The organism is Novosphingobium sp., from assembly GCF_027489515.1.
In the GTDB taxonomy this organism is placed as follows: Bacteria; Pseudomonadota; Alphaproteobacteria; order Sphingomonadales; family Sphingomonadaceae; genus Novosphingobium.
The window spans coordinates 27852-47044 of the sequence record NZ_JAIXZS010000083.1; the positions used below are offsets into that span (position 1 = coordinate 27852).

Here is a 19193-nt window from a genome sequence, read left to right on the forward strand (position 1 = left end):
TCAGGCCTCCTGAGTAGCTTGGCGGCGGGCGAGAAATTCCTGGATCGAGGCGACGCCCCGCTCCTTGGCCTCGAAGAGGCTTTCGAGATGTTCGCGGCTGTTGACGAGGCCCAGGGAGGCGACGCGGCCTTCTTCATCGAGCAGCACGGCATACGGCAGCTTGGAGACCCCGAAGGCGCGGCCGAGCGCTTCGGAAAGGACCACCGGCATCGTTTCGAGACCGTGATCGCGCACCATCGCAAGATAGCCCGGCTTGCCGCCGTCCCCGGCCACAACGATATCGAGCCAGCCCGCTTCGGCGCGCGCGGCGCTGCGCACGATCGGGAGCAGCGACTTGCACATCGGGCAATCGGGCGATGCGAAGAACAGCAGCTGGCTGCGCCCATCGCGCTGGCCGCCGATCGCAACGCCGATACCGTTCATGTCGGCAAGCGTCATCGGCGTAGCCTTTTCGCCCAGCGCCACCTTCTGGTGCAAGGTAAGCGCGCCGGCGGGGGCGATCCGTTCATGCAGCACTCCGACCTGACGCGCGAGCGCGGCGATCAGCAGGGCCTGTGCGATCACGGCTGTCCACAGCAGGATCTGGCTGGTCAGCATCATGCGGTTCTCCAGTATGCTGTGGGGATGGCGATGAGTTCACTGGCCCCGAGGTAGAGTGCGAGGAGCCCGGCTGCCGCAAAGGGCGCATCGAGCGTGAAGGGGGCAGCAGGGAACAGCGCGATGATCCCCGCGAGCGCGGCAAGCCCAGCAGCACGCAGCACGAGCGCTGTGGTCACCGGCTTCGTGCGCGCCGCAAGATCGCAGCCGCAATCAAGGCTTTCGCCGCGCCGGCGGGCGAGGGCGAGAGCATAAGCACTCCACACCAGCGCCGCGATCAGCGCGCCGACCATGCGCAGCGGCGCAGCGACGAGGCAGGCGGCCGCGACCAGTTCGAGCGTTCCGGCGAGGATCAGCAGCAGCTGGCCCGGCACCGGACCAACGCCCGCCAGTCGCGCCGCCGCCCCGGCCAGCCGCTCGCGCGCGGTGGCCTTGTGTAGCGCCGAGGCGGCCAGCAGCGCCGCGCAGAACAGGACCAGCGCGGCCATCATGGCACCTGGATCAGGATCGGATTGGCCGCCACGGTCGCTCCCAGCGAGCGCACGAAGGCGCCGCTTGCCGCGTCATAGACATCGATTTCCCCGCTCGCCTGCGCGGCCACCAGATGCGGCGTGGTTTCCTTCGTCACTGCGATGGCGAGGGTCTGCCCTTTCAACGGAATGCGCAGGGTGCGCGCCTTCTTCGCCGGATCGACGACCCAGACTTCGGTGCCGCCATCCTTGTGGCTGCCTTCCTTGCCGTAGGGGCTCATCAGCACATAGAGCTTGCCGGAAGCATCGGCATTGATGACCTGCCAACCGCCGGGGCGCCATTCGGGCGCGCCGCCATCGGCGGTGCCGACGCTGAACGAACCCGGCAGTGGTCTCGCGACGGTGCCGGAAAGGTCAAAGCCCTGGATCATGCCGTGGAAGCTGACGAACCACGCCGTCGTGCCGACCATGGCTGGCGTGCCAAACAGCGGCTGGTTGTCGATATCCTGCACCTTGGGCACCGACTTCGACGATGCGGTGGCGCCGTTGGCATCCAGCGTCACGCTGAACAGCGAACCATCGGCGCAGAGGCTGGTGAAGCCGCGCGCGCCGGTGGGATAGATCTGCGAACAGCCGGGAAGATCGATTTCGCCCAGCACCTTGCGGGCATCGAGATCGACCACGGTGACCGATTGCGCGGGAGTGAAGTTGGCAACAAGCGCCCACTTGCCGCCATTGGTCAGCTGGAACAGGTGCGGGTACGTGACCGACTGCTGGCGCTTGCCGCCGGGCAGCACTATCTCGCCCTTGGGCTGGAGCGTCGTCATGTCCCAGATGGTGATCGCGTCGGTCCGCTCGCCGCGGGTCAGCCGGGTGTAGAATGTCTCGGCCGTGTAGATCTCGCCCTTGTCCTTGGCGATGAACGCGTTGGCAAACTGCGCCGCGCGGACGAGACCTTTGAGCGGCTGGACCGGATTGGCCGTATCCACCACTGCGATGCGGCCATCCATGATCGCGTTGAAATGGAAATCGTGCACCGTCACCCAGCTCTGCGGCCAGACGGTGGGAAGCTTCGCGACGCTCGGCAGGCTTTCTTCCGCCAGCGGCTGCGGGAAACGGCTGTCGGCCGCTGCAGCAGGCGAGGCGAGCGCTGCGGAGAGGCACAGAGCAGATGCGAAAACAGGCGCGATCAATCGCATTCTATTCCCCTTTCAAAACGGGCGGACCCCGCTTTCCCTGCTGCAGGATGGCCCCTTGGGCATAAAATTGTCAACTGTCCTAAATTGGACGATGGACATAAATTCGTCTTGCGTTAGGTTGATCCCAATCTGGCAAGGAAATGCGGGAGTAACGGATGGATGGCATGCCGAAGCTGGTCACCGATCTGCTCATGCCCGATCGCGATGGCGGCTATGCCAAGGGCTATGAGACGCGCGAGCTTATCCTTCGCACCGCGCTGCACATCCTGATCGAAGAGGGCTACCGCGCCATGTCGATGCGCCGGATCGCGGCTGCTTGCGGCATGCGCCTCGGCAACCTGACGTACCATTATCCGACGCGTGAGGATCTCGTTCGTGAACTGCTGAATGCAGTGATCAGTAGCTACGAGTTGGAGTTTGGTGCGATTGTCCATGCACCGGGGCTCGCGCCGGAAGAACGGCTTATGCGGCTATGCAGCCTCATCATCGAGGACATCGGCAGCAAGAAAACGACGCGGCTGTTCCCGGAGCTGTGGGCACTCGCGAACCATGACGCGTTTGTCTACGAACGCGTCCACGAGCTTTACGACCGCGCCCGCGCGCCACTGGTGGAAATCATCGCGGAAATGCGGCCCGATCTGTCGGAAGCGCACCGGCTGGATCTCGCGCTGTTCATCTCCGCCTCGATGGAAGGCCTCACCGTTTTCGCAGGATACCAGATGCCGTTTGCGCAGCGGATGCCGGCGGTGGAGCAGATCGCGATCCGCTCGTTCATCGATATCGTGCGAAGCTACCTTCCCGTGCTCTGAAAGCACAGGTGGCCCCGATGCGGTGAAAGCATCGGAGCCACCGTGGTTGGCTGAATGACAGGGGATCAGAGAACCAGATCGGCAAGCTCCAGCGGGGTTGTCCCGTCGATGCGGATGGCGAAATCGGCCGTCCCGTCGCCGTCGGTGTCACCCAGAAGCAGCATCTTCGAGGTGCTGATCTTGAGCATCAGTTCCCCTGCAGCGCCCGTGAAGCGGTCGGTGCCGATGAAGCTGAACGCCTGATCCCCGGCAGTGCCGCTGTCGGCATCGATGCCCGAAAGATCGATCACATCGCCCTGCGCGTGGCTGAAGTCGGTAATGCGATCCACGTTCCTGAGGCCAAGGGCATCATTGCCGTTGAAGATGAACTGATCGGCGCCGAGGCCCCCGGTCAGCCGGTCCGCTCCGGTGCCGCCCGCAAGTGTGTCGTTGCCGTCACCGCCGTTCAGCCGGTCATCGCCCGCGTTCCCGTTCAGCGTGTCATTGCCCAGATCACCGTTGATCCGGTCGTTGTCCGCGCCGCCGGAGATGCTGTCATCGCCAGCGCCGCCGAAGATCTTGTCGTTGCCTCGATCGCCGCGCAGCGTGTCGTCACCGAGGTCACCCTTGATCGTGTCGTCGCCCGATCCGCCCGAGGCATCGTCGTCGCCTGAACCACCGGTGACGACATCGTCGCCACTGTCGCCCGAGAGATGATCGTCTCCGTTGCCGCCAGAAACCGAATCGTCGCCCGTGCCGCCGCTCACGATATCGTCGTCATCGCCGCCACTGACCCGGTCATCTCCGCGCCCGCCGTGGATATCATCGAAACCGCTACCACCGGAGAGAGTATCGTTGCCGAGATCGCCCGAGAGCGTGTCGTCACCGGCATCACCGCGCAGATGATCATCGCCGCCACCACCGCGGATGTGGTCATCGCCGAAGCCGCCACGGGTGTCGTCGTTGCCGTCGGTGCCATCTACGCTGTCGTCGTCGCTGCCGTCTTCATCAAGGTTATGGCGTCCGCCATGCTGGTGCAGTTCAGGGATCAGATCATCGCCGCCGTGACCGCCGCCACCACCGCCGCCGCCGTTACCCGTGTCGATGGGCGTTCCATCCAGCGTCGTGAAGCTCGTCACCGGCTTGGTATAGAGCGAGGGATCATCGGTTGTATCGGCGGTCTGCCGGAACACCTGGAGCCGGATGTAGTTCGCAAAGGTCGAAGTCAGCGTAACGTCGCCGGTGCCCGCGTCGAACGACAGCGTCTGGTTGAGCTTGAGATCCTCGGCCTCGAACGTGCCGGCATCGTTCTGCTCGAACCAGTTGATCGTGTCGCCATTGACGACAAACTTGTAGAGATCGGACATTGCGTGGTTCCCCTTCCAAAAACGGCCCGGTGGCGAGGAAGCCCTCCTGGCGCGGTGTTCGCAGCTACAACGCGGCGCGCCGCCGACTTATTCCGGCCCGATCTGCATTTTTTGCGTGGCGATTGGTCTATTATGGTGCCATTCTGGTTAACGGCCCTTCTCGGAAATCGCATATTTGCGTTCTTTATCATAAACTTGCGTTGTCCGTCGCGCCGTCACTCGGGTAAAGTTTGTAAATTTATCTTTGCACCCCGCGAATAGACAGGCCGCCCATTCGTTGAGACAAACGGAGGCATGATGGGTGTAGCGACAGAGAGATGCGGAGCAGACGCGGTGCGCACGCGCATTGTCGCGTTTCTGCCGCGCCTTCGCCGCTTCTGCCGCGGCCTGTGCGGCGGCGACGTCGACCGCGGCGATGATCTGCTGCAGGCCGCAGTCGAACGCGCGCTGGCGCGGATCGAACAGTGGCAGGAGGGCACCAGCCTCGAGAACTGGCTGTTTCGACTGACCACGAACTTGCACATCGACCAGTTTCGCAGCCAGAAGAGCAAGGGGATCAAGGTCGATGTTGAAGCGGCGTTTGAACTGCCGGGCGATGACGAACTGGAGCGTCTTGAATTCCGCTCCGAGCTCGAAGCGGTGCGCGACGCGCTGGCGGCGATGGCGCCGGAGCTCAATGCGGTGATGACGGCGGTTGTGCTCGATGGGCAGAGCTACCGGGAAGCGGCCGATCTGCTCGGCATCCCGATCGGTACGGTGATGAGCCGGCTCTCTCGCGCGCGGCACTTTGTCGAGGTCTACGTGCGGCGGGGACCCGAAAGGATGGTGGCGGCATGACGCGTGATGAACTGAACCCGGAAGGCGCAATGCCCGATGACGAAACACTGGCCGCCTGGCTGGACGGCGCGCTGGATGCGGAAGGAGCTCGACGCATGACCGAACTTGCAGCGCGGCATGAAGCCCTCGCCCGGCGGGTGGAGCGGATGCGCCATGTCGATGATCTCGTGCGGCTGGCCGTGCCCGCTGAAGAGGCGGTGCCTCCTGCGCTGCTGGAGCGGCTAGGGCTCGCTCCCGCGGGAGAAGCGAAGGTCGTCAGCCTTGCCGATGCCCGGGCAGCGCGTGCGCAACCTGCGGTCGCGCGGCGATCGGGGGGCGTGCTGCTGCGGATGGCTGCGCAGTTGGCGCTGGTAGCAGGCGTCGGGCTGGCGGTGCTCGTCCTCGCGCGTCCCGCCGAGCGCGTGCAGGATCCGGCTGCGGCCTATCGCGCGCTGGGTACGTCGCCCGGTGCCGCAGCCCGCTCGGCAAACGCGCTGATCCGCTTTGCCCCCGGTATCGCGGCGTCCGAGGCAGACCGGATCGCCCGAGGCGCAGGGATCAGGCTGATCGGCGAGCCCAATGCCGCCGGCGCGTGGAAGGCGGTGGTTGAACCGGGGCGCCGTGCGGCTTCGCTGGAGGCGCTGCGCGCCGACACCCGAGTGATGATGGCCGAACCGATTGACGGTAAAACCCCGTGATCCGCAGCCTCGCCTTGCTCGCCGCGATGCTGCTGGCCTTCGGCACCGCAGTGACCGTCAGGGCGGCCGAAGCACCGGCGGCAGCGGACGTGGCCGGAACCGGACGGGTCATGGTGATGCTGCGGCTGGGAGCGGAGCATTACCGTGCCGGCGGTGACTATGGCGGCGCCTATGGCGATGCGATGGGCGAGCAGGCGCGGCTGCGGCTTGCCCGCAGGATCGCGCGCGAGCACGGCCTCAACGTGGTCGAGGCCTGGCCCATGCAGCTGGTCGGGGTCGATTGCGTCGTCATGGAAATCCGCGACGGGCGGAGCCCTGATGCGGTTGCGGCCGAGCTGACGGCTTTGCCGGGCGTCGCCTGGTCGCAGCCGCTCAACGAATTTCACATGCAGGCCGCCGCGCCTGCGCCCGTCTACAACGATCGGCTGGCGGCGGCGCAGCCCTGGCACCTTGCGCCGCTACACAAGCTGGCAACCGGCAAGGGCGAGACTATCGCGATCATCGACAGCCGGATCGATACGAGCCACCCGGATCTTGCCGGCCAGATCGCGACCATGCGCGATTTCACGCCGCCAGGCCGCGCTGCGCCCGAGCGGCATGGCACCGGCATAGCCGGGATCATCGGCGCGCGCGCGGGCAACGGCATGGGCATAGCGGGCGTCGCGCCCGGCGCGCGGATCCTTGGCCTGAGGGCCTGCTGGGAGCGGCCCTATGGCGGCACGACCGTGTGTGACACACTCAGCCTTGCCAAGGCGCTCACCTTTGCGATCGAGAACCGCGCCGACGTGATCAACCTCTCGCTGACGGGGCCGCAGGACCGCCTGCTCGAAGGCCTGATCGGACTGGGTCTAGCGCGCGGAGCCACGATTGTTGCGGCGGTGGACGCGCAGAATCCGCGCGCCAGTTTTCCCGCTTTTGTTCCCGGCGTGGTTCCGGTTGCGGCGGCGCGCTTGTCAGGCGGTGAACCGCCTGTCTACATTGCACCGGGGCAGGATGTGCCGACCACGGAGCCGGAGGGGAAATGGAGCGTCGTCAGCGGCAGTTCGTTTGCTGCGGCTCATGTCAGCGGGCTGGCCGCCTTGCTGCGCCAGCTTTCGCGCAGCGGGCGAGGCGCAGCTTCGGGTTTGCTGCTCGGACCGCGCGGCGTGATCGATGCCTGCTTGCTCGTCGGACGGACCGCGCGGCTTGATGTCGCGGCGTGCGAGGTTGGGCACTGAGGCAGGGCTGGTCCTGATCGGCCTGCTGGCGCTTGCCACGCCCGCACGGGCGCAGCTGGCAGGCTCGGTCAGTGCCTCGTCAAGCGAGATGTTTCGCGGCGAGAGTATCAGCAGCGGCGATCCGGTGCTGGCCGCCGGGATCAGCTTCGATACGCCGGGCGGCTTCTTCGCCGGGGCAAGCGCAAGCCTTGCGCTCAACACCGAAGTGCCGCGCATAAGCGCCATGGTGCAATACGCGGGCTTTGCCACAAGGCGCGGGGCGGTTTCGCTGGAGCTGGGGCTGATCCACCGCAGCTATGCCCGGATCGTCGATACCGATTACCGGCGTGGGTTCTTCGAAGGCTATGTCGGTGCTGGCGTGGGCGGGGTTCGCGCGCGAGTTTATGTTTCGCCCGATTACCTGCGCGATGGCCGCGCTTCCTATTATGCCGAGGTAGGTGCTCCGCTGCTGCGCCATGAGAAATGGCGGCTTGAGGGCCATGCCGGGCTTTCACTGATCCCCTATGACAAGGGGACTGGTCGGCGCGGCTTGCGCCGCTATCGCGACTGGCGCCTGACCTTGTCGCGACCGGTCGGGCCGTTGTTCCTCACGCTCGGCGTCAATGGCACCAACTATCCGGTCTATAGCGAGACCGGGCGGGGGCGCGTGTTCGGCTCGGTGGCTTATGCGTTTTAGGGTCAGGACCTACTAATCGCGCCTTCGAGGTTTGAGGCAAAATGGCTCAGTGCGAGGAAGGAAGGCGCAGGAATATGTCGATATTTCAAGGCTTCCTGACGAAACAATGAGCCATTTTGGTCAAATCCCGGAGGGACGCTGGAATGGCTTCCATCTCAGGCAGATACTTGCTTGGAAAGGCAACCAGCCTTCCCTGCGCAAGTATCCGCCCGATATGTTCGCCATTCCAGCGCCTCGACGGCGCGATTAGTAGGTCCTGACCCTAGGATGTGCTGCCTTCAAGGATCTGCAGCGTCTTGAGATCCGAGTGGAAGTCGAGTGCATAGTCGCCGCCTTCGCGCCCGATGCCCGAGATGCCGATGCCGCCGAACGGTGCGGTAAGATCGCGCACGAGGAAGGTATTCACCCAAACCGTACCGCCGCGCACCGCACGGCCGACGCGGTTCGCGCGCTCCTCGCTGCCGGTATAGACGATGCCGGAGAGGCCATAGGCGGTCGAGTTGGCCAGAGCGATGCCTTCGGCTTCATCCCGGAAGGTCTGGAAGGTAAGCACGGGGCCGAAGACTTCATTCTGAACGACTTCACTCTGGTTGTCCCTGGGCACGATCAGCGTCGGCTCGATCCAGTTGGCGCCCTCCTTCCAGCGCTTGCCACCGCGTACGATGGTATCGCCAGCTGCCCGGGCCCGTTCAATGAAGCCGAGTACGCGCTCGGCATGGACGGGATGGATCAGAGCGGACATCGTTGTGGCGGGATCGCGGCTGTCACCCATGACATGCGCGTCGGTATAGGCGTGGAACTTCGCGAGGAATTCATCTTTCACGCTTTCCTCGACGATGATCCGCGTGCCGGCCATGCAGACCTGTCCGCTGTCGTCGAACTGGCCCGCAGCCTTCTTCGCCGCCGCATCGATATCCGCATCGGCGAACACGAGCAGCGGCGATTTGCCGCCCAGTTCGGCGGTGAACGGTACGATGTTCTCCGCCGCCGCCTTGCCGATGATCCGCGCTGTGGGGACCGAGCCGGTGAAGCTGATGCGCTTGATCCGGGGATCGGAGGTGAGTGCATTGCCAAGCTCTGCACCCAGGCCCTGCAAGATGTTGAACACGCCTGCCGGGAAGCCTGCTTCCTCGATCAGGTCTGCCAGCACGGAGGCGGAGAGCGGCGACCAGTCGGCGGGCTTCAGGATCACCGTATTGCCAGCCGCCAGCGCCGGGGCGCACTTCCAGGTGGAAAGCATGAACGGCGCGTTCCACGGCGTGATGATCAGCGCCGGACCTGCGGGCATGCGGATCACCCGGTTGAGCGTGCCGCGCGAAGACCAGACACGTTCTTCACGGCCCGTCGCAAGGTCCGCATAGTTCCGGAAATTGGCCGCGCCGCGCAGGATTACGCGCAGGCGCAGGCTTTCCAGAAGCATGCCCATGTCGAGGCATTCGACCATGGCGAGCTTTTCGACATTGGCCTCGATCAGGTCCGCCAGCCGGTGCAGAAAGACACCGCGCTCTGCAGCCGACAGTGCCGCCCAGGCCGGAAATGCTGCGCTTGCCGCATCTGCAGCAAGCGCAGCCGTCTGCGCGTTCCCGCGCGCCATGTCAGCCAGTTTGCGCGACCATTCGAACGGACAGCGCGTCTCGAAGGTTCCGGGCGAGGTAACTCGCTTGCCGCCGATGAAATGGTCGGGCGAGACGGAAACCCCGTCGATATCGATGCGGCCAGCCATGGGGGTCCCGTCAGATGTAGTGGATGTAATAGGCGAGCTGCTCGTCATCGCTCTTTTCGGAGACGATGCGCACTTCCTCGCGCTTGATGGCGATGAAGTTGTCGATCAGCTCCTGCCCGATTGCAGCGGAGAGCACGGTATCAGCCTCCAGTGCATCGAGCGCGGCGGTGAGGTTGTGCGGAGTGTGGCGATCGGTGCTGATCGTCTCCAGCCCGTCGTTCACTTCCTCCGGCGGCAGCTCGTAACAGTGTTCGAGGCCGAGCAAGCCTGCCTGAAGCATGGCTGCCATTGCGAAATAGGGGCTGGCCGCGCAATCGGCCATACGGTGCTCGATCCGCGCCGCAGGGCCCGTTTCGGCCGAGACGCGCACGGTCACGCTGCGATGGTCGATGCCCCAGTTTGCCCAGTAGCCCGAAAGGCTGGCGGGCTGGAGGCGGGCGTAGCTCTGGGTGATCGGTGCCATGATCGCTGCGAGGGCTTCGTGATGCTGCAGCATGCCAGCGATGCAGGCCTTCATCGTGTCCGAAAGCGTGCCGCTGGCGACATCGTTGGCAAACGCGTTGCTGCCGTCAGCCTGCGTGAAGCTCAGGTTGAAATGCAGCCCGCTGCCGCTCTTGTCCGCAAAGGGCTTGGGCAGGAACGAGAGCAGGTAGCCGCGCTTGTAGAGCACCTCGCGCGCCATTTGGCGGAAGAGGAAGGCATCGTCTGCTGCCTTCATCGCGTCCGCAAAGCGCAAGGTAAGCTCGAACTGCGGGGCATCGTATTCCGCGTTGATCGATTCGATCGGAATGCCGCAGGCGGCCGCCGTTGCCCAGATTTCCTCGATGAGGCCGGCGGGATCGGCGAAGGGGCCGGTGCCGTAGACGAAGGCGCCGGGGGTGTCATAGGGAACCCAACCGCCATCCGGCCCACGCTGGAAGACGTAGCCTTCCATCTCGATGCCAACCATCGGATCGAGCCCGCGCGCGCGCCATGCTTCGATCGCGCGCTGCAGGGCGCTGCGGCCGCACAGCGCAAAAGGCTCGCCTTGAAAGCGCAGCGCGCCCAGCGCGATCTGCGTGTTCGGCTCCCACGAGGGGCGCAGGTCTGCCGGGTCGAACGTCACTTCCATGTCAGGCAAGCCGGTCAGCAACCCGCCGCCGGGCGCGGCCACCAGCGCCTTGTCATACGTCACCGCGAAGGTGCCGACGCACATGCGCGCATGGCCCTTTGCCGCTTCGCTCATCGGCACATATTTGCCGCGCGCAAGATTGAGCTGATCGGCAAAGAGAATGCGGCAGCGCTCGAAGCCTTCAGCGCGCACCTGACCCGGTTCGATCTTGGACATGCGGTTCATCTCTCTCCCCTTCAGCGCGCGCTCACGCGGACCGGCAGATGTTTTATGCCGTGAATGAAATTGCTGCGCAGATAGGCATGGTCGGCCACCTGTTCGATGCCCGTCAGCCGCTTCGCCAGTTCCTGCATGACGATAGCGACTTCAAGCTTCGCGAGCCACATGCCGAGGCAGATATGCGGCCCGCCCTGGCCGAACGAGAGGAACGGATTGCGCTCGCGGCCAAGGTCGATGCGGTAGGGATCGGCAATCGCCGTCTCGTCGCGGTTACCGGAGATGAACCACAGCAGCACCTTGTCACCCTCGCGCACGTGCTTGCCGTGAAACGTGAAATCGCGCGTGGCGGTGCGGCGGAAATGGGTGGTGGGGGAGGCATAGCGGATCATTTCGTCCGCTGCGCCTTCCCAGCTTGCGAAGTCGCCGGTCTGCAGGCGCGTGAGCAGCGCGGGATCGTTGGCCAGCGCGTGGATGGTCGCCGAAATCGAGTAGCGGGTGGTGTCGTTTCCGGCGGCAACAAGCAGGCAGAAGAAGTTGCGAAACTCGTCGCGCGACATCTGCGTGCCGCTGTTGGTGGGCTGTCGCACGAGATTGAGCACGCCTATTTCCTCGCCCGCATCCATGCGGTCGAGCAACTTGTTGGCATAGTCGAACAGGTCCATCGCGGCGGGCGAGCGGAACGGCAGCATGCGGTAGGCATCGCTATCCAGCTGATCTACCACGAAATCGGTATAGTCGGGATCGGCGTTGGAGATCAGCGCATCGCCTTTTTCGACGAGCCATGGTCCGTCCTCCTGCGGCACGCCCATGATCTGCGCGAGCATCTGCATCGGCAGGCGCCGCGCGATGCGGTCGACTGCGTCGAACTCGCCTTCCTCCAGCGCAACATCGAGCAGATTGGTCACGATGCTGCGGATCTGGTCCTCGAACTGGGCGACGGTCCCCTTGGCGAAGGCCTTGGAGACGAGCGCGCGAAAGCCCCGGTGGTGGGGCGAGTCGGTTTCCTGAAAGGTCTTGCGCGCTTCGACTTCCTCGGGGCTTTGGTCTTCCATGCGGATGCCGCGCGCGGAGGAGAGCAGGTCAGCTTGCCGGTTGAGTTCGAGCAGATCGGCGTGGCGGGTGACCGACCAGTAGCCCTTGTCGCCATTTGCCATTTCCGACCACGCCATCGGGTCTTCGCGGCGCATGCGCTCGAAAGTGGCAAACGGCGCGCCGTCGTTGAAGGCATCGAGCGAGGACAGATCGACATGGGCGTCGGTCTGGCGCGAGAATGCAAAGGGCATGGGAACCTCTCCTGTTCGTCTGCCGTGCTAGTCCCGGGTCGCTCACGGGACTTGGCATAACCGGACAGAGTGGGGTGAGGGCCTTCTGGTCGGGGCGAGAGGAGCCTATTGAGGCCACGTCAACAACCGCAGGGAGCCGCAACATGGGCGAAATCATCGGAGCCGGTCTGGTCGCGCATGCGCCAACCATCATGATGTCGGAGGCGGATCGCTACGAACTCAACGAAGGCAAGGAAATCAGCCTTGTGCCGGGATTGCGGAGATTGAAGAGCGAAGTGCTCGATGTGCTGAAGCCCGATGTGATCGTGCTATTCGATACGCACTGGTTCACTATCGTCGAGTTCTGCATCGCGGCCCATGCGCGGCGGACGGGGCTCTATACATCCGACGAATTGCCGCGCGGGATGAAGCAGATTCCCTACGACATTCCGGGTTGCCCGGAACTGGCCCATGCAATGGCGCAGCGCGCCAGCGAACACGGCGTGCGCACCACTGCGAACGATGATCCCTATCTGCCGATGCACTACCCCACGGTGAACCTCTCGACCTTCCTGCAGGGCGAGGAGAAGTGGATCTCGGTCAGCCACGCCTATTCGGCCGAGCCGCACAATTTTCTCGGAGTCGGTGCCGGGATCGGACAGGCGATCCGCGAATCCGACAAGCGCGTGGTGCTGATCGCAAGTGGTTCGATGAGCCACCGCTTCTGGCCCTTCGACCAGATCGCCCAGCATGAAGCTTCGGACCCGATCCACATTTCTTCGGCAGAAGCGCGCGAGGCGGACCTCGAACGCCTGCGCTGGTTTGCGGAAGGCAATCACGCCGCAGTGATCGACACGATGCCCGACTACCTTCGCCATGCGCCCGAAGCGCGCTTCGGCCACTACCTGATGATGGCAGCGGCCTGCGGCGGGCACGAATGGAAGGCCAAGGGGCGCCAATTCTCGGACTACGAGAACGCGACTGGCACCAGCCAGGTGCATGTGTGGTTTGATGTCTGAGGTCCGAGACCTCACCGCTTCTTCATTCCCGCCTTCGTGGGAATGAAGAAGCGGGAAATCAGAGAACTTTCGCCTCGATCCACGCCAGTATCTCAGCACGGCGGGTGCGGTCGTCAAGTACGTCCTCGTCAACGCCAAGCTGCCATGCGAGGCCTGCGTTCGCCGGATCTGCCGCCAGCGCTTCCAGCTTCTCGCGGTATGCCACGAGCTCCGCCTCATCGGCAAAGAACCCCTGTGCGACCATGTCTTCGGCATAGAGCGTGTAAAGCTGCACAAGCTGCCCCAGATCAAACTCGGGGTGATACTGCACCGCCCAGACTTCGCTGTTTGCCAATGGAATGACGGCCGCCTGTATCTCGCTGTGCGCGTTGGAGGCGAGGAGCGTCGCACATTCCGGCAGGCGGATCACCTCGTCGTAGTGGATGCAGGGCGCATCGAACACAGGCGCCTTGCCCTTGAACATCGGGTGGGTGCGGCCCGTATCGTTGAGTAGGATCTTGCGCGCAAAGCCCACTTCGCGGCCCTTGGGATTGAAGGCGACCTCGCCGCCCGCCGCGACAGCCGCGATCTGCAGGCCCCAGCAGGAACCGAAGATCGGCAGGCCCGCCTCGGCGGCTTCCTTGAGCAGCGCAATCTGGTTGGTGACGGCAAACTCGTCGTCGTAGGCATGGAGCGCCGAACCAGTCACGACAAAGCCCGCGTAATCTGCCCAGGTACGCCCGTCCGGGATCGTCTCGCCCTCGTCGGCGCCGTTCAGCACGTCGAGCGCGATATCGGGGTAATGCGCGGCAATCGCTTCGATGTAGATCTCGCTCGAGGTACGTACGCCGAGTTCATGGGCGCGGGCGCGTTTTGGCGCGGTGTTGCCTTCAAGCAGCAGCAGTCGGGTCATATGAGGTCCTGCAAATCAGTGCGCGGTGCCGGCAAGCTTTGCGCGGAACGCCTGCGGGGAAATCCCGCTCCAGCGGTGGAAGGCGCGGGTGAAGTTGCTGTGCTCGGCATAGCCCAGCCTTAGCGCGATCTGTGCGATCGACAAATCTGGCCGCACGCGAAACTCGAACACCGCCTGCCGCATCCGGCATTCATCGAGCACTTGCTGGAATGAAGAGCCCTGTTCGGTGAGCTTGCGGCGCAAGGTGCGGCTCGACATGCCCATCTCGCGCGCAAAGCGTTCCTGTTCGATGGCGCAGGAATTGAGATCGCGCAGCACCATCTGGCTCAGGCGGTCGACCAGCGGCGTCTCGCGCCGCTTGGTGACGATCGAGCGGGTGAGCTGGCGCACATCGCAGGCACCTGGCTGCGCGGATGGCAGCGCCAGATCGAGCAACGCCGCCGGAAAGCGAATCTGGTTGGTATCCGCGCCGAACGTGCAGGGCGCGCAGACGACCTTGCCGATATCGCCGCGCATTTCGTGGCTTTCGGCCTCGAACGCGAATTCGATCTTGTCCCAGCCGCCACGCGTCCCGCGCTTCAGAATCTGGCTGACGATCCCCAGCGTGAACATCGCATCGTGATGGCGCGGCCAGATATCGGGATCGAGAATGCGATAGCTGACCGAGGCCATGTCGTCTTCGAGGCCGAGGCGGATATCGGTGCAATCCTGCAGCAGCGAGAAGTAATCGACCAGCCGCCGTAGCGCCGAACCTACGCGTCCCGCCGTGTTGATCGCATCACCCAGCGGCCCCAGCGCGGCGAGATCGTAATTGCCACCCGCCAGCCACGGGATCGCGACATCGCGGGTGCGGGCGACGACGTCTTCGGAAAAACGCACGAATTCCGCAAGCGGCATCGAATCCGGCGGCGGGCCATCGCCGAGCATGGGTGCAGTGCCCCGCTCATCCGGCGTGATGTCTTTGAGAAAGCTCTCCCAGCCGTTCATTGCGGCTGCGCGTACGGTCGCTGGTGCCATGCTGTCTCCCCGGGCACTCGTGGACTTCTTGTCGTGAGCCGAGGCTAAGCGATTCGGCCTTGTATGATATTGATCCAAATCATCAAATCATGATCAAAAAATTCGTGGGTTTGGGAATGGACGCAGCCCCCGGAATGTCCGATCCTGCCAAGCGGGCGCGCTCCTGCCATGCAAGGGCACCGAAGACAGACGGGGAGACACATTGCAGATGGCGACAGCAACGCCCGTTCGGCGCGACATTGACGTCAATGGCTGGCCTGCGATCCTCTGTGCGGTGATCCTCGGCACGATCGGCGTGCTCTCGTTCATCATCCAGCCCGGGATCGTGCAGGGTTATGTCACGCAGCTCAAGGTAGACGAGGCGACTGCGGTCAATCTGGCGGGCGTCGAGATGCTCGGCGTTGCGCTGGCTACGATCATCATGGCGGTGTGGGGTACGCGGATCAATTGGCGCTGGGTCGTCGCCGGCGGGCTCTTCGTCGCTGCGGCGGGTGATCTGGCCTCGCTCGCTGCACCGCTGGGTGGGCGCTTCGAGTTGGCGCGCTTTGTTGCCGGACTTGGCGAGGGGACAATCACCTCGATCAGCTTCACCTTCGTCGGCGTCACCATCCGCGCCGAGCGCAACCTTGCGCTCTATCTCACTCTGCTGCTGACGTATGGCGCGTTCGGGCTGTGGTATCTGCCCGAGTTTCTGGGCAGTCATGGCCTCGATGCCATGTTCATCGGCTTTGCCGTGCTCTCGCTCGCCGCGCTCGGCACCCTGCCATTCCTGCCGCATGCCTATTCGGCGGAGGAAATGGTCAATCCGGAGGCGCGGCAGCTGGCAACGCCGCTACTGGTCGTCGCGCTGGCCGGCGTGCTCGCCTACAACGTCGCGCAAGGGATCGCCTGGGCAGTGCTGTTCCTTGTGGGGATAGGCGCAGGGCTGGCGGAGCAGTCGGTGGCCGATGCCCTGTTCCTTTCGCAGATCCTTGCAGTCGGCGGCGCGCTCGCCTCGGTTTTCCTCGCCGGACGGGTCAACCGCAATGGCGCGATCGCCTTCGGCATTCTTGCGGGTGCGGCGAGTATCGCGCTGCTCATCGGCAGGCCCAGCCTCATGCTGTTCGTGGTGGGCGTCTGCGGCTTCAACGTGCTGTGGAACTTCGTCTTGCCGTTCATTCTCGGGCGCGTCTGCGATTTCGACGAGAGCGGGCGGATGATGTCGTTCGCGATCATGATGCAGATGATCGGCCTTGGCGGCGGCCCGCTGATCGCGGCGCAGCTTCTCGATGGCAGCGGCTATCGTTCGGCGGAGCTGCTGTGCGTCGCGCTGTTTGTCGTCAGCTATGCCTTGCTGCTTGTTCCCATTCGCAGACATCAAGCGCTATCCGCGCTGCCTGCAACCTGATTTTTGCCCGGAGACTTGTTCGTGTTTGAAACCGTGCCCGAAGGCACCGGCCTTGCTGTCCACAACCCCGCCACTGGCGCGCTGATCGCGACCGTGCGCGATTACGCTGCTGCGGAAATCAGCGCGATCATCGATGCTGCGGATGCCGCGCGCCCCGCGTGGGCCGCCGAAACCGCCAAGGCGCGCGCGGCGGTGTTGCGCCGCTGGTACGGCCTGATCATGGAGCAGCAGGAAGAGCTCGCCGCGCTGATCACCGCCGAATGCGGCAAGCCACTGGCGGAGGCGCGGGGCGAGGTGGCCTATGGCGCTTCGTTCATCGAATGGTTCGCCGAGGAAGCCAAGCGCGCCTATGGCGAGACGGTGCCGACCTTTGCGAACGGCAAGCGCGTGCTGACGATCAAGCAGCCGGTGGGCACCTGCGCGGCAATCACGCCGTGGAACTTTCCGATTGCGATGATCACCCGCAAGGTCGGCCCGGCGCTCGCGGCTGGGTGCTCGATCGTGGTCAAGCCCGCCGAAGCGACGCCGCTGTCCGCGCTCGCGCTGGAGACGCTGGCGCGCGAGGCCGGCATTCCCGCAGACCTGTTCCGTGTAACCCCTTCCAATGATCCGGCAGGTGTTGGAACCCTGTTCTGCCGTCATCCCAAGGTGCGCAAGTTGAGCTTCACCGGCTCGACCCGCGTCGGCAAGATCCTGATGGCGCAGGCGGCCGAGAATGTGACGCGGCTCAGCCTCGAGCTCGGCGGCAACGCGCCCTTCATCGTGTTCGATGATGCCGATCTCGATGCCGCAGCCGATGGCTTGATGGCCTCGAAGTTCCGCAACGCCGGGCAGACCTGCGTCTGCGCCAACCGCGTGCTGGTGCAGGAAGGTGTCTACGATGCCTTTGTCGAGAAGGTCCGCGCCAAGGTCGCCGCGCTGGTGGTCGGTGACGGCGCCGCGCCGGGCACGACCATCGGGCCGCTGATCAATGCGGCGGCAGTGGAAAAGGTCGACAGCCTCGTGCGCGATGCCCTGGCTGGTGGCGCGACCGCGCTCATGGGCGGCAATCGTTCGAATGCGGGTGCGGGCTTCTTCGAACCAACGGTGCTCACCGGCGTGCGCGGTGACATGGCGATTGCCACGTCCGAAATCTTCGGCCCTGTCGTGCCATTGATCCGCTTCAGCGACGAGGCTGACGCCGTGCGCCTCGCGAACGATACGCCCTATGGCCTCGCTGCCTACTTCTACGCCCGAGATGTGGGCCGCTTCTGGCGAGTGATGGAAGGCCTCGAGTACGGCATGGTGGGCGTCAACGACGGCATCCTGTCAACCGAAGTCGCGCCGTTTGGTGGCATCAAGCAATCCGGCATGGGGCGCGAAGGATCGCGCCACGGCCTCGATGAATATCTCGAACTCAAATACTGCCTCATGGGAGGAATTGGCGCATGACCAGCAACACCGAGCTTTGGGCCCGCCGCGAAGCCGCCGTGCCGCGCGGGGTCTCCTCGATCCATTCGCGCTTCTTCGAGCGCGGCGTGAATGCCGAAGCGTTTGACGCGGAAGGCAACCGCTACATCGATTTCGCGACCGGCATTGCGGTATGCAACACTGGTCATTCGGACCCACGCATTGTCGAGGCGGTGAAGCGGCAGCTCGATCAGTTCTCGCACTGTTCGTTCCAGGTGACACCCTACGAGAGCTACATTTCGCTCGCCGAGCAACTGAACGAGGCTGCGCCCATCGAAGGGCCGGTCAAGACGATCTTCCTGACGACCGGTGCCGAGGCACTCGAAAACGCAGTGAAGATCGCGCGCATGGCGACCGGGCGGCGCGGCATCGTGACGTTCCAGGGTGGCTATCATGGCCGCACCTTGCTGACGCTGGCGATGACGGGCAAAGTACTCCCCTACAAGGCCGGGTTCGGCCCGCTGCCCGGCGATGTGTTCCACACGCGCTTCCCGATCCCCTATCATGGGTTTGACGAGAAGCAGGCGGTGGCCGGGCTGGATGCGCTGTTCGCCTCGACCATCGAGCCGAGTGCAGTGGCGGCCATCGTGCTCGAGCCGGTGCTGGGCGAGGGCGGCTTCTATACGGCGAGCTACGCCTTCTTCCGCGCGCTGCGCGCGATCTGCGACAAGCATGGCATCCTGCTGATTGCCGACGAGGTCCAGTCGGGCTTTGCGCGGACCGGACGCCTCTTTGCCATGGACTGGGTGCGCGAGGCGACGGGCGTGACGCCGGATATCATGACCATCGCCAAGGCCATGGCGGGAGGCTTCCCGATCTCGGGCGTGATGGGCAGAGCGGACATCATGGATGCACCCGATGCGGGCGGGCTCGGCGGCACGTACGGCGGCTCGCCGCTAGGCTGTGTAGCTGGGCTCGAAGTGCTCAAGATCATCAAGGAGGACAACCTCTGCGAACGCGCCGTCACCATCGGCGACACGATCAAGGGCACGCTACGCGCGCTGCAGCAGGGCGGCATGCGTGTGATCGGTGATGTGCGTGGGCCCGGCGCGATGGTCGCGATGGAACTGGTCCACGATGGCGACCCTGATCGGCCCAATCCGGAATTGACCAAGGCCATCGTGCAGGAAGGTGCAAGGGACGGGCTGCTGCTGCTCTCCTGCGGGATGCGCGGCAATGTCGTGCGATTCCTCCCAGCGCTGACCATGCCGGATGACCTGCTGGGCGAGGCGATGGACCGACTGACCGGCCTGATGCGGCGGGTGGCCGGCTAACCATATTGGAAA

18 protein-coding genes are annotated in these 19193 nt (G+C 64.5%); 9 read left to right on the plus strand and 9 right to left on the minus strand.

Translation table 11 applies throughout. From position 1 onward, the window contains the following. The 3 genes from Q0082_RS14230 to Q0082_RS14240 are packed head-to-tail and all read right to left on the minus strand — an operon-like array spanning window position 1 to window position 2266. On the minus strand, window positions 1–600 hold the full coding sequence (locus Q0082_RS14230) for a methylamine dehydrogenase (RefSeq protein ID WP_298193792.1): 600 nt from the start codon (window positions 598–600) through the stop codon (window positions 1–3). Further along, on the minus strand, window positions 597–1088 hold the full coding sequence (locus Q0082_RS14235) for a MauE/DoxX family redox-associated membrane protein (protein ID WP_298193794.1): 492 nt from the start codon (window positions 1086–1088) through the stop codon (window positions 597–599). Before Q0082_RS14235 ends, Q0082_RS14230 begins: the two co-directional genes overlap by 4 nt. After that, the gene (locus tag Q0082_RS14240; protein ID WP_298193797.1) at window positions 1085–2266 is read right to left on the minus strand and encodes an amine dehydrogenase large subunit; all 1182 of its coding nucleotides are present in this window, start codon (window positions 2264–2266) and stop codon (window positions 1085–1087) included. The genes Q0082_RS14235 and Q0082_RS14240 overlap by 4 nt, the downstream gene beginning before the upstream one ends. 155 nt (window positions 2267–2421) lie before the next feature. Here Q0082_RS14240 and Q0082_RS14245 point away from each other — a divergent pair, with 155 nt between their 5' ends. Further along, window positions 2422–3075 (plus strand): TetR/AcrR family transcriptional regulator, encoded by a 654-nt coding sequence (locus Q0082_RS14245; protein ID WP_298193800.1) that lies wholly within the window; start codon window positions 2422–2424, stop codon window positions 3073–3075. A gap of 65 nt (window positions 3076–3140) precedes the next feature. On the opposite strand, the gene Q0082_RS14250 is transcribed toward Q0082_RS14245, so the two are convergent. After that, window positions 3141–4421 carry a calcium-binding protein gene (locus tag Q0082_RS14250; protein ID WP_298193803.1) on the minus strand — a complete coding sequence of 427 codons (1281 nt, stop codon included), beginning with the start codon at window positions 4419–4421 and terminating at the stop codon, window positions 3141–3143. A 333-nt stretch (window positions 4422–4754) separates the two neighbouring features. Between Q0082_RS14250 and Q0082_RS14255 the strand changes: the two genes are divergently transcribed. Genes Q0082_RS14255 through Q0082_RS14270 form a run of 4 tightly spaced genes read left to right on the plus strand, consistent with a single transcriptional unit; the run spans window position 4755 to window position 7828 of the window. Further along, window positions 4755–5258, plus strand: a complete 504-nt coding sequence (locus tag Q0082_RS14255; RefSeq protein WP_298193806.1) for an RNA polymerase sigma factor — start codon at window positions 4755–4757, stop codon at window positions 5256–5258. Continuing rightward, window positions 5255–5935: a hypothetical protein gene (locus Q0082_RS14260; RefSeq protein WP_298193808.1), complete on the plus strand. Its 681-nt coding sequence runs from the start codon at window positions 5255–5257 to the stop codon at window positions 5933–5935. Before Q0082_RS14255 ends, Q0082_RS14260 begins: the two co-directional genes overlap by 4 nt. Continuing rightward, window positions 5932–7152, plus strand: coding sequence for a S8 family serine peptidase (locus Q0082_RS14265; protein ID WP_298193810.1), 1221 nt, complete (start codon window positions 5932–5934; stop codon window positions 7150–7152). Before Q0082_RS14260 ends, Q0082_RS14265 begins: the two co-directional genes overlap by 4 nt. Next, window positions 7142–7828: a TorF family putative porin gene (locus tag Q0082_RS14270; RefSeq protein ID WP_298193812.1), complete on the plus strand. Its 687-nt coding sequence runs from the start codon at window positions 7142–7144 to the stop codon at window positions 7826–7828. The genes Q0082_RS14265 and Q0082_RS14270 overlap by 11 nt, the downstream gene beginning before the upstream one ends. 262 nt (window positions 7829–8090) lie before the next feature. Here the strand turns inward: Q0082_RS14270 and Q0082_RS14275 are convergent, their stop codons facing one another. From Q0082_RS14275 to Q0082_RS14285, 3 genes are read right to left on the minus strand one after another with little or no spacing between them, the layout of a single operon-like run. Continuing rightward, window positions 8091–9551, minus strand: coding sequence for an aldehyde dehydrogenase family protein (locus tag Q0082_RS14275; RefSeq protein WP_298193815.1), 1461 nt, complete (start codon window positions 9549–9551; stop codon window positions 8091–8093). 10 nt (window positions 9552–9561) lie between these two features. Beyond that, window positions 9562–10887 carry a glutamine synthetase family protein gene (locus Q0082_RS14280; protein WP_298193819.1) on the minus strand — a complete coding sequence of 442 codons (1326 nt, stop codon included), beginning with the start codon at window positions 10885–10887 and terminating at the stop codon, window positions 9562–9564. An 11-nt stretch (window positions 10888–10898) separates the two neighbouring features. Continuing rightward, window positions 10899–12164 carry a cytochrome P450 gene (locus Q0082_RS14285; protein WP_298193821.1) on the minus strand — a complete coding sequence of 422 codons (1266 nt, stop codon included), beginning with the start codon at window positions 12162–12164 and terminating at the stop codon, window positions 10899–10901. A 143-nt stretch (window positions 12165–12307) separates the two neighbouring features. On the opposite strand from Q0082_RS14285, the gene Q0082_RS14290 reads away from it, so the two are divergent. After that, the gene (locus tag Q0082_RS14290; protein ID WP_298193823.1) at window positions 12308–13162 is read left to right on the plus strand and encodes a 3,4-dihydroxyphenylacetate 2,3-dioxygenase; all 855 of its coding nucleotides are present in this window, start codon (window positions 12308–12310) and stop codon (window positions 13160–13162) included. Window positions 13163–13220: 58 nt separating this feature from the next. Here Q0082_RS14290 and Q0082_RS14295 read toward each other — a convergent pair whose 3' ends face one another. Together Q0082_RS14295 and Q0082_RS14300 are read right to left on the minus strand one after the other, a co-directional pair. Further along, complete coding sequence (locus Q0082_RS14295) at window positions 13221–14054, minus strand: type 1 glutamine amidotransferase (protein ID WP_298193825.1); 834 nt, start codon at window positions 14052–14054, stop codon at window positions 13221–13223. 15 nt (window positions 14055–14069) lie between these two features. Continuing rightward, window positions 14070–15071 carry an AraC family transcriptional regulator gene (locus tag Q0082_RS14300; RefSeq protein WP_298193827.1) on the minus strand — a complete coding sequence of 334 codons (1002 nt, stop codon included), beginning with the start codon at window positions 15069–15071 and terminating at the stop codon, window positions 14070–14072. Between the two features lie 208 nt (window positions 15072–15279). Between Q0082_RS14300 and Q0082_RS14305 the strand changes: the two genes are divergently transcribed. The 3 genes from Q0082_RS14305 to gabT are packed head-to-tail and all read left to right on the plus strand — an operon-like array spanning window position 15280 to window position 19181. Next, complete coding sequence (locus Q0082_RS14305; RefSeq protein WP_298193830.1) at window positions 15280–16458, plus strand: hypothetical protein; 1179 nt, start codon at window positions 15280–15282, stop codon at window positions 16456–16458. Window positions 16459–16479: 21 nt separating this feature from the next. Further along, the gene (locus tag Q0082_RS14310) at window positions 16480–17889 is read left to right on the plus strand and encodes an NAD-dependent succinate-semialdehyde dehydrogenase (protein WP_366522569.1); all 1410 of its coding nucleotides are present in this window, start codon (window positions 16480–16482) and stop codon (window positions 17887–17889) included. After that, on the plus strand, window positions 17886–19181 hold the full coding sequence (gabT, locus tag Q0082_RS14315; RefSeq protein ID WP_298193834.1) for a 4-aminobutyrate--2-oxoglutarate transaminase: 1296 nt from the start codon (window positions 17886–17888) through the stop codon (window positions 19179–19181). Before Q0082_RS14310 ends, gabT begins: the two co-directional genes overlap by 4 nt. Window positions 19182–19193: the final 12 nt, after the last annotated feature.

Excerpts from the sequence above, each read along its gene's own strand:
- Q0082_RS14295 (WP_298193825.1), bottom strand. The coding sequence starts at position 14,054 with ATGACCCGACTGCTGCTGCTTGAAGGCAACACCGCGCCAAAACGCGCC.
- Q0082_RS14245 (WP_298193800.1), top strand. The coding sequence starts at position 2,422 with ATGGATGGCATGCCGAAGCTGGTCACCGATCTGCTCATGCCCGATCGC.
- Q0082_RS14235 (WP_298193794.1), bottom strand. The coding sequence starts at position 1,088 with ATGATGGCCGCGCTGGTCCTGTTCTGCGCGGCGCTGCTGGCCGCCTCG.
- Q0082_RS14305 (WP_298193830.1), top strand. The coding sequence starts at position 15,280 with ATGGCGACAGCAACGCCCGTTCGGCGCGACATTGACGTCAATGGCTGG.
- Q0082_RS14300 (WP_298193827.1), bottom strand. The coding sequence starts at position 15,071 with ATGGCACCAGCGACCGTACGCGCAGCCGCAATGAACGGCTGGGAGAGC.
- Q0082_RS14275 (WP_298193815.1), bottom strand. The coding sequence starts at position 9,551 with ATGGCTGGCCGCATCGATATCGACGGGGTTTCCGTCTCGCCCGACCAT.
- Q0082_RS14260 (WP_298193808.1), top strand. The coding sequence starts at position 5,255 with ATGACGCGTGATGAACTGAACCCGGAAGGCGCAATGCCCGATGACGAA.
- gabT (WP_298193834.1), top strand. The coding sequence starts at position 17,886 with ATGACCAGCAACACCGAGCTTTGGGCCCGCCGCGAAGCCGCCGTGCCG.
- Q0082_RS14285 (WP_298193821.1), bottom strand. The coding sequence starts at position 12,164 with ATGCCCTTTGCATTCTCGCGCCAGACCGACGCCCATGTCGATCTGTCC.
- Q0082_RS14240 (WP_298193797.1), bottom strand. The coding sequence starts at position 2,266 with ATGCGATTGATCGCGCCTGTTTTCGCATCTGCTCTGTGCCTCTCCGCA.
- Q0082_RS14250 (WP_298193803.1), bottom strand. The coding sequence starts at position 4,421 with ATGTCCGATCTCTACAAGTTTGTCGTCAATGGCGACACGATCAACTGG.
- Q0082_RS14290 (WP_298193823.1), top strand. The coding sequence starts at position 12,308 with ATGGGCGAAATCATCGGAGCCGGTCTGGTCGCGCATGCGCCAACCATC.
- Q0082_RS14230 (WP_298193792.1), bottom strand. The coding sequence starts at position 600 with ATGATGCTGACCAGCCAGATCCTGCTGTGGACAGCCGTGATCGCACAG.
- Q0082_RS14280 (WP_298193819.1), bottom strand. The coding sequence starts at position 10,887 with ATGAACCGCATGTCCAAGATCGAACCGGGTCAGGTGCGCGCTGAAGGC.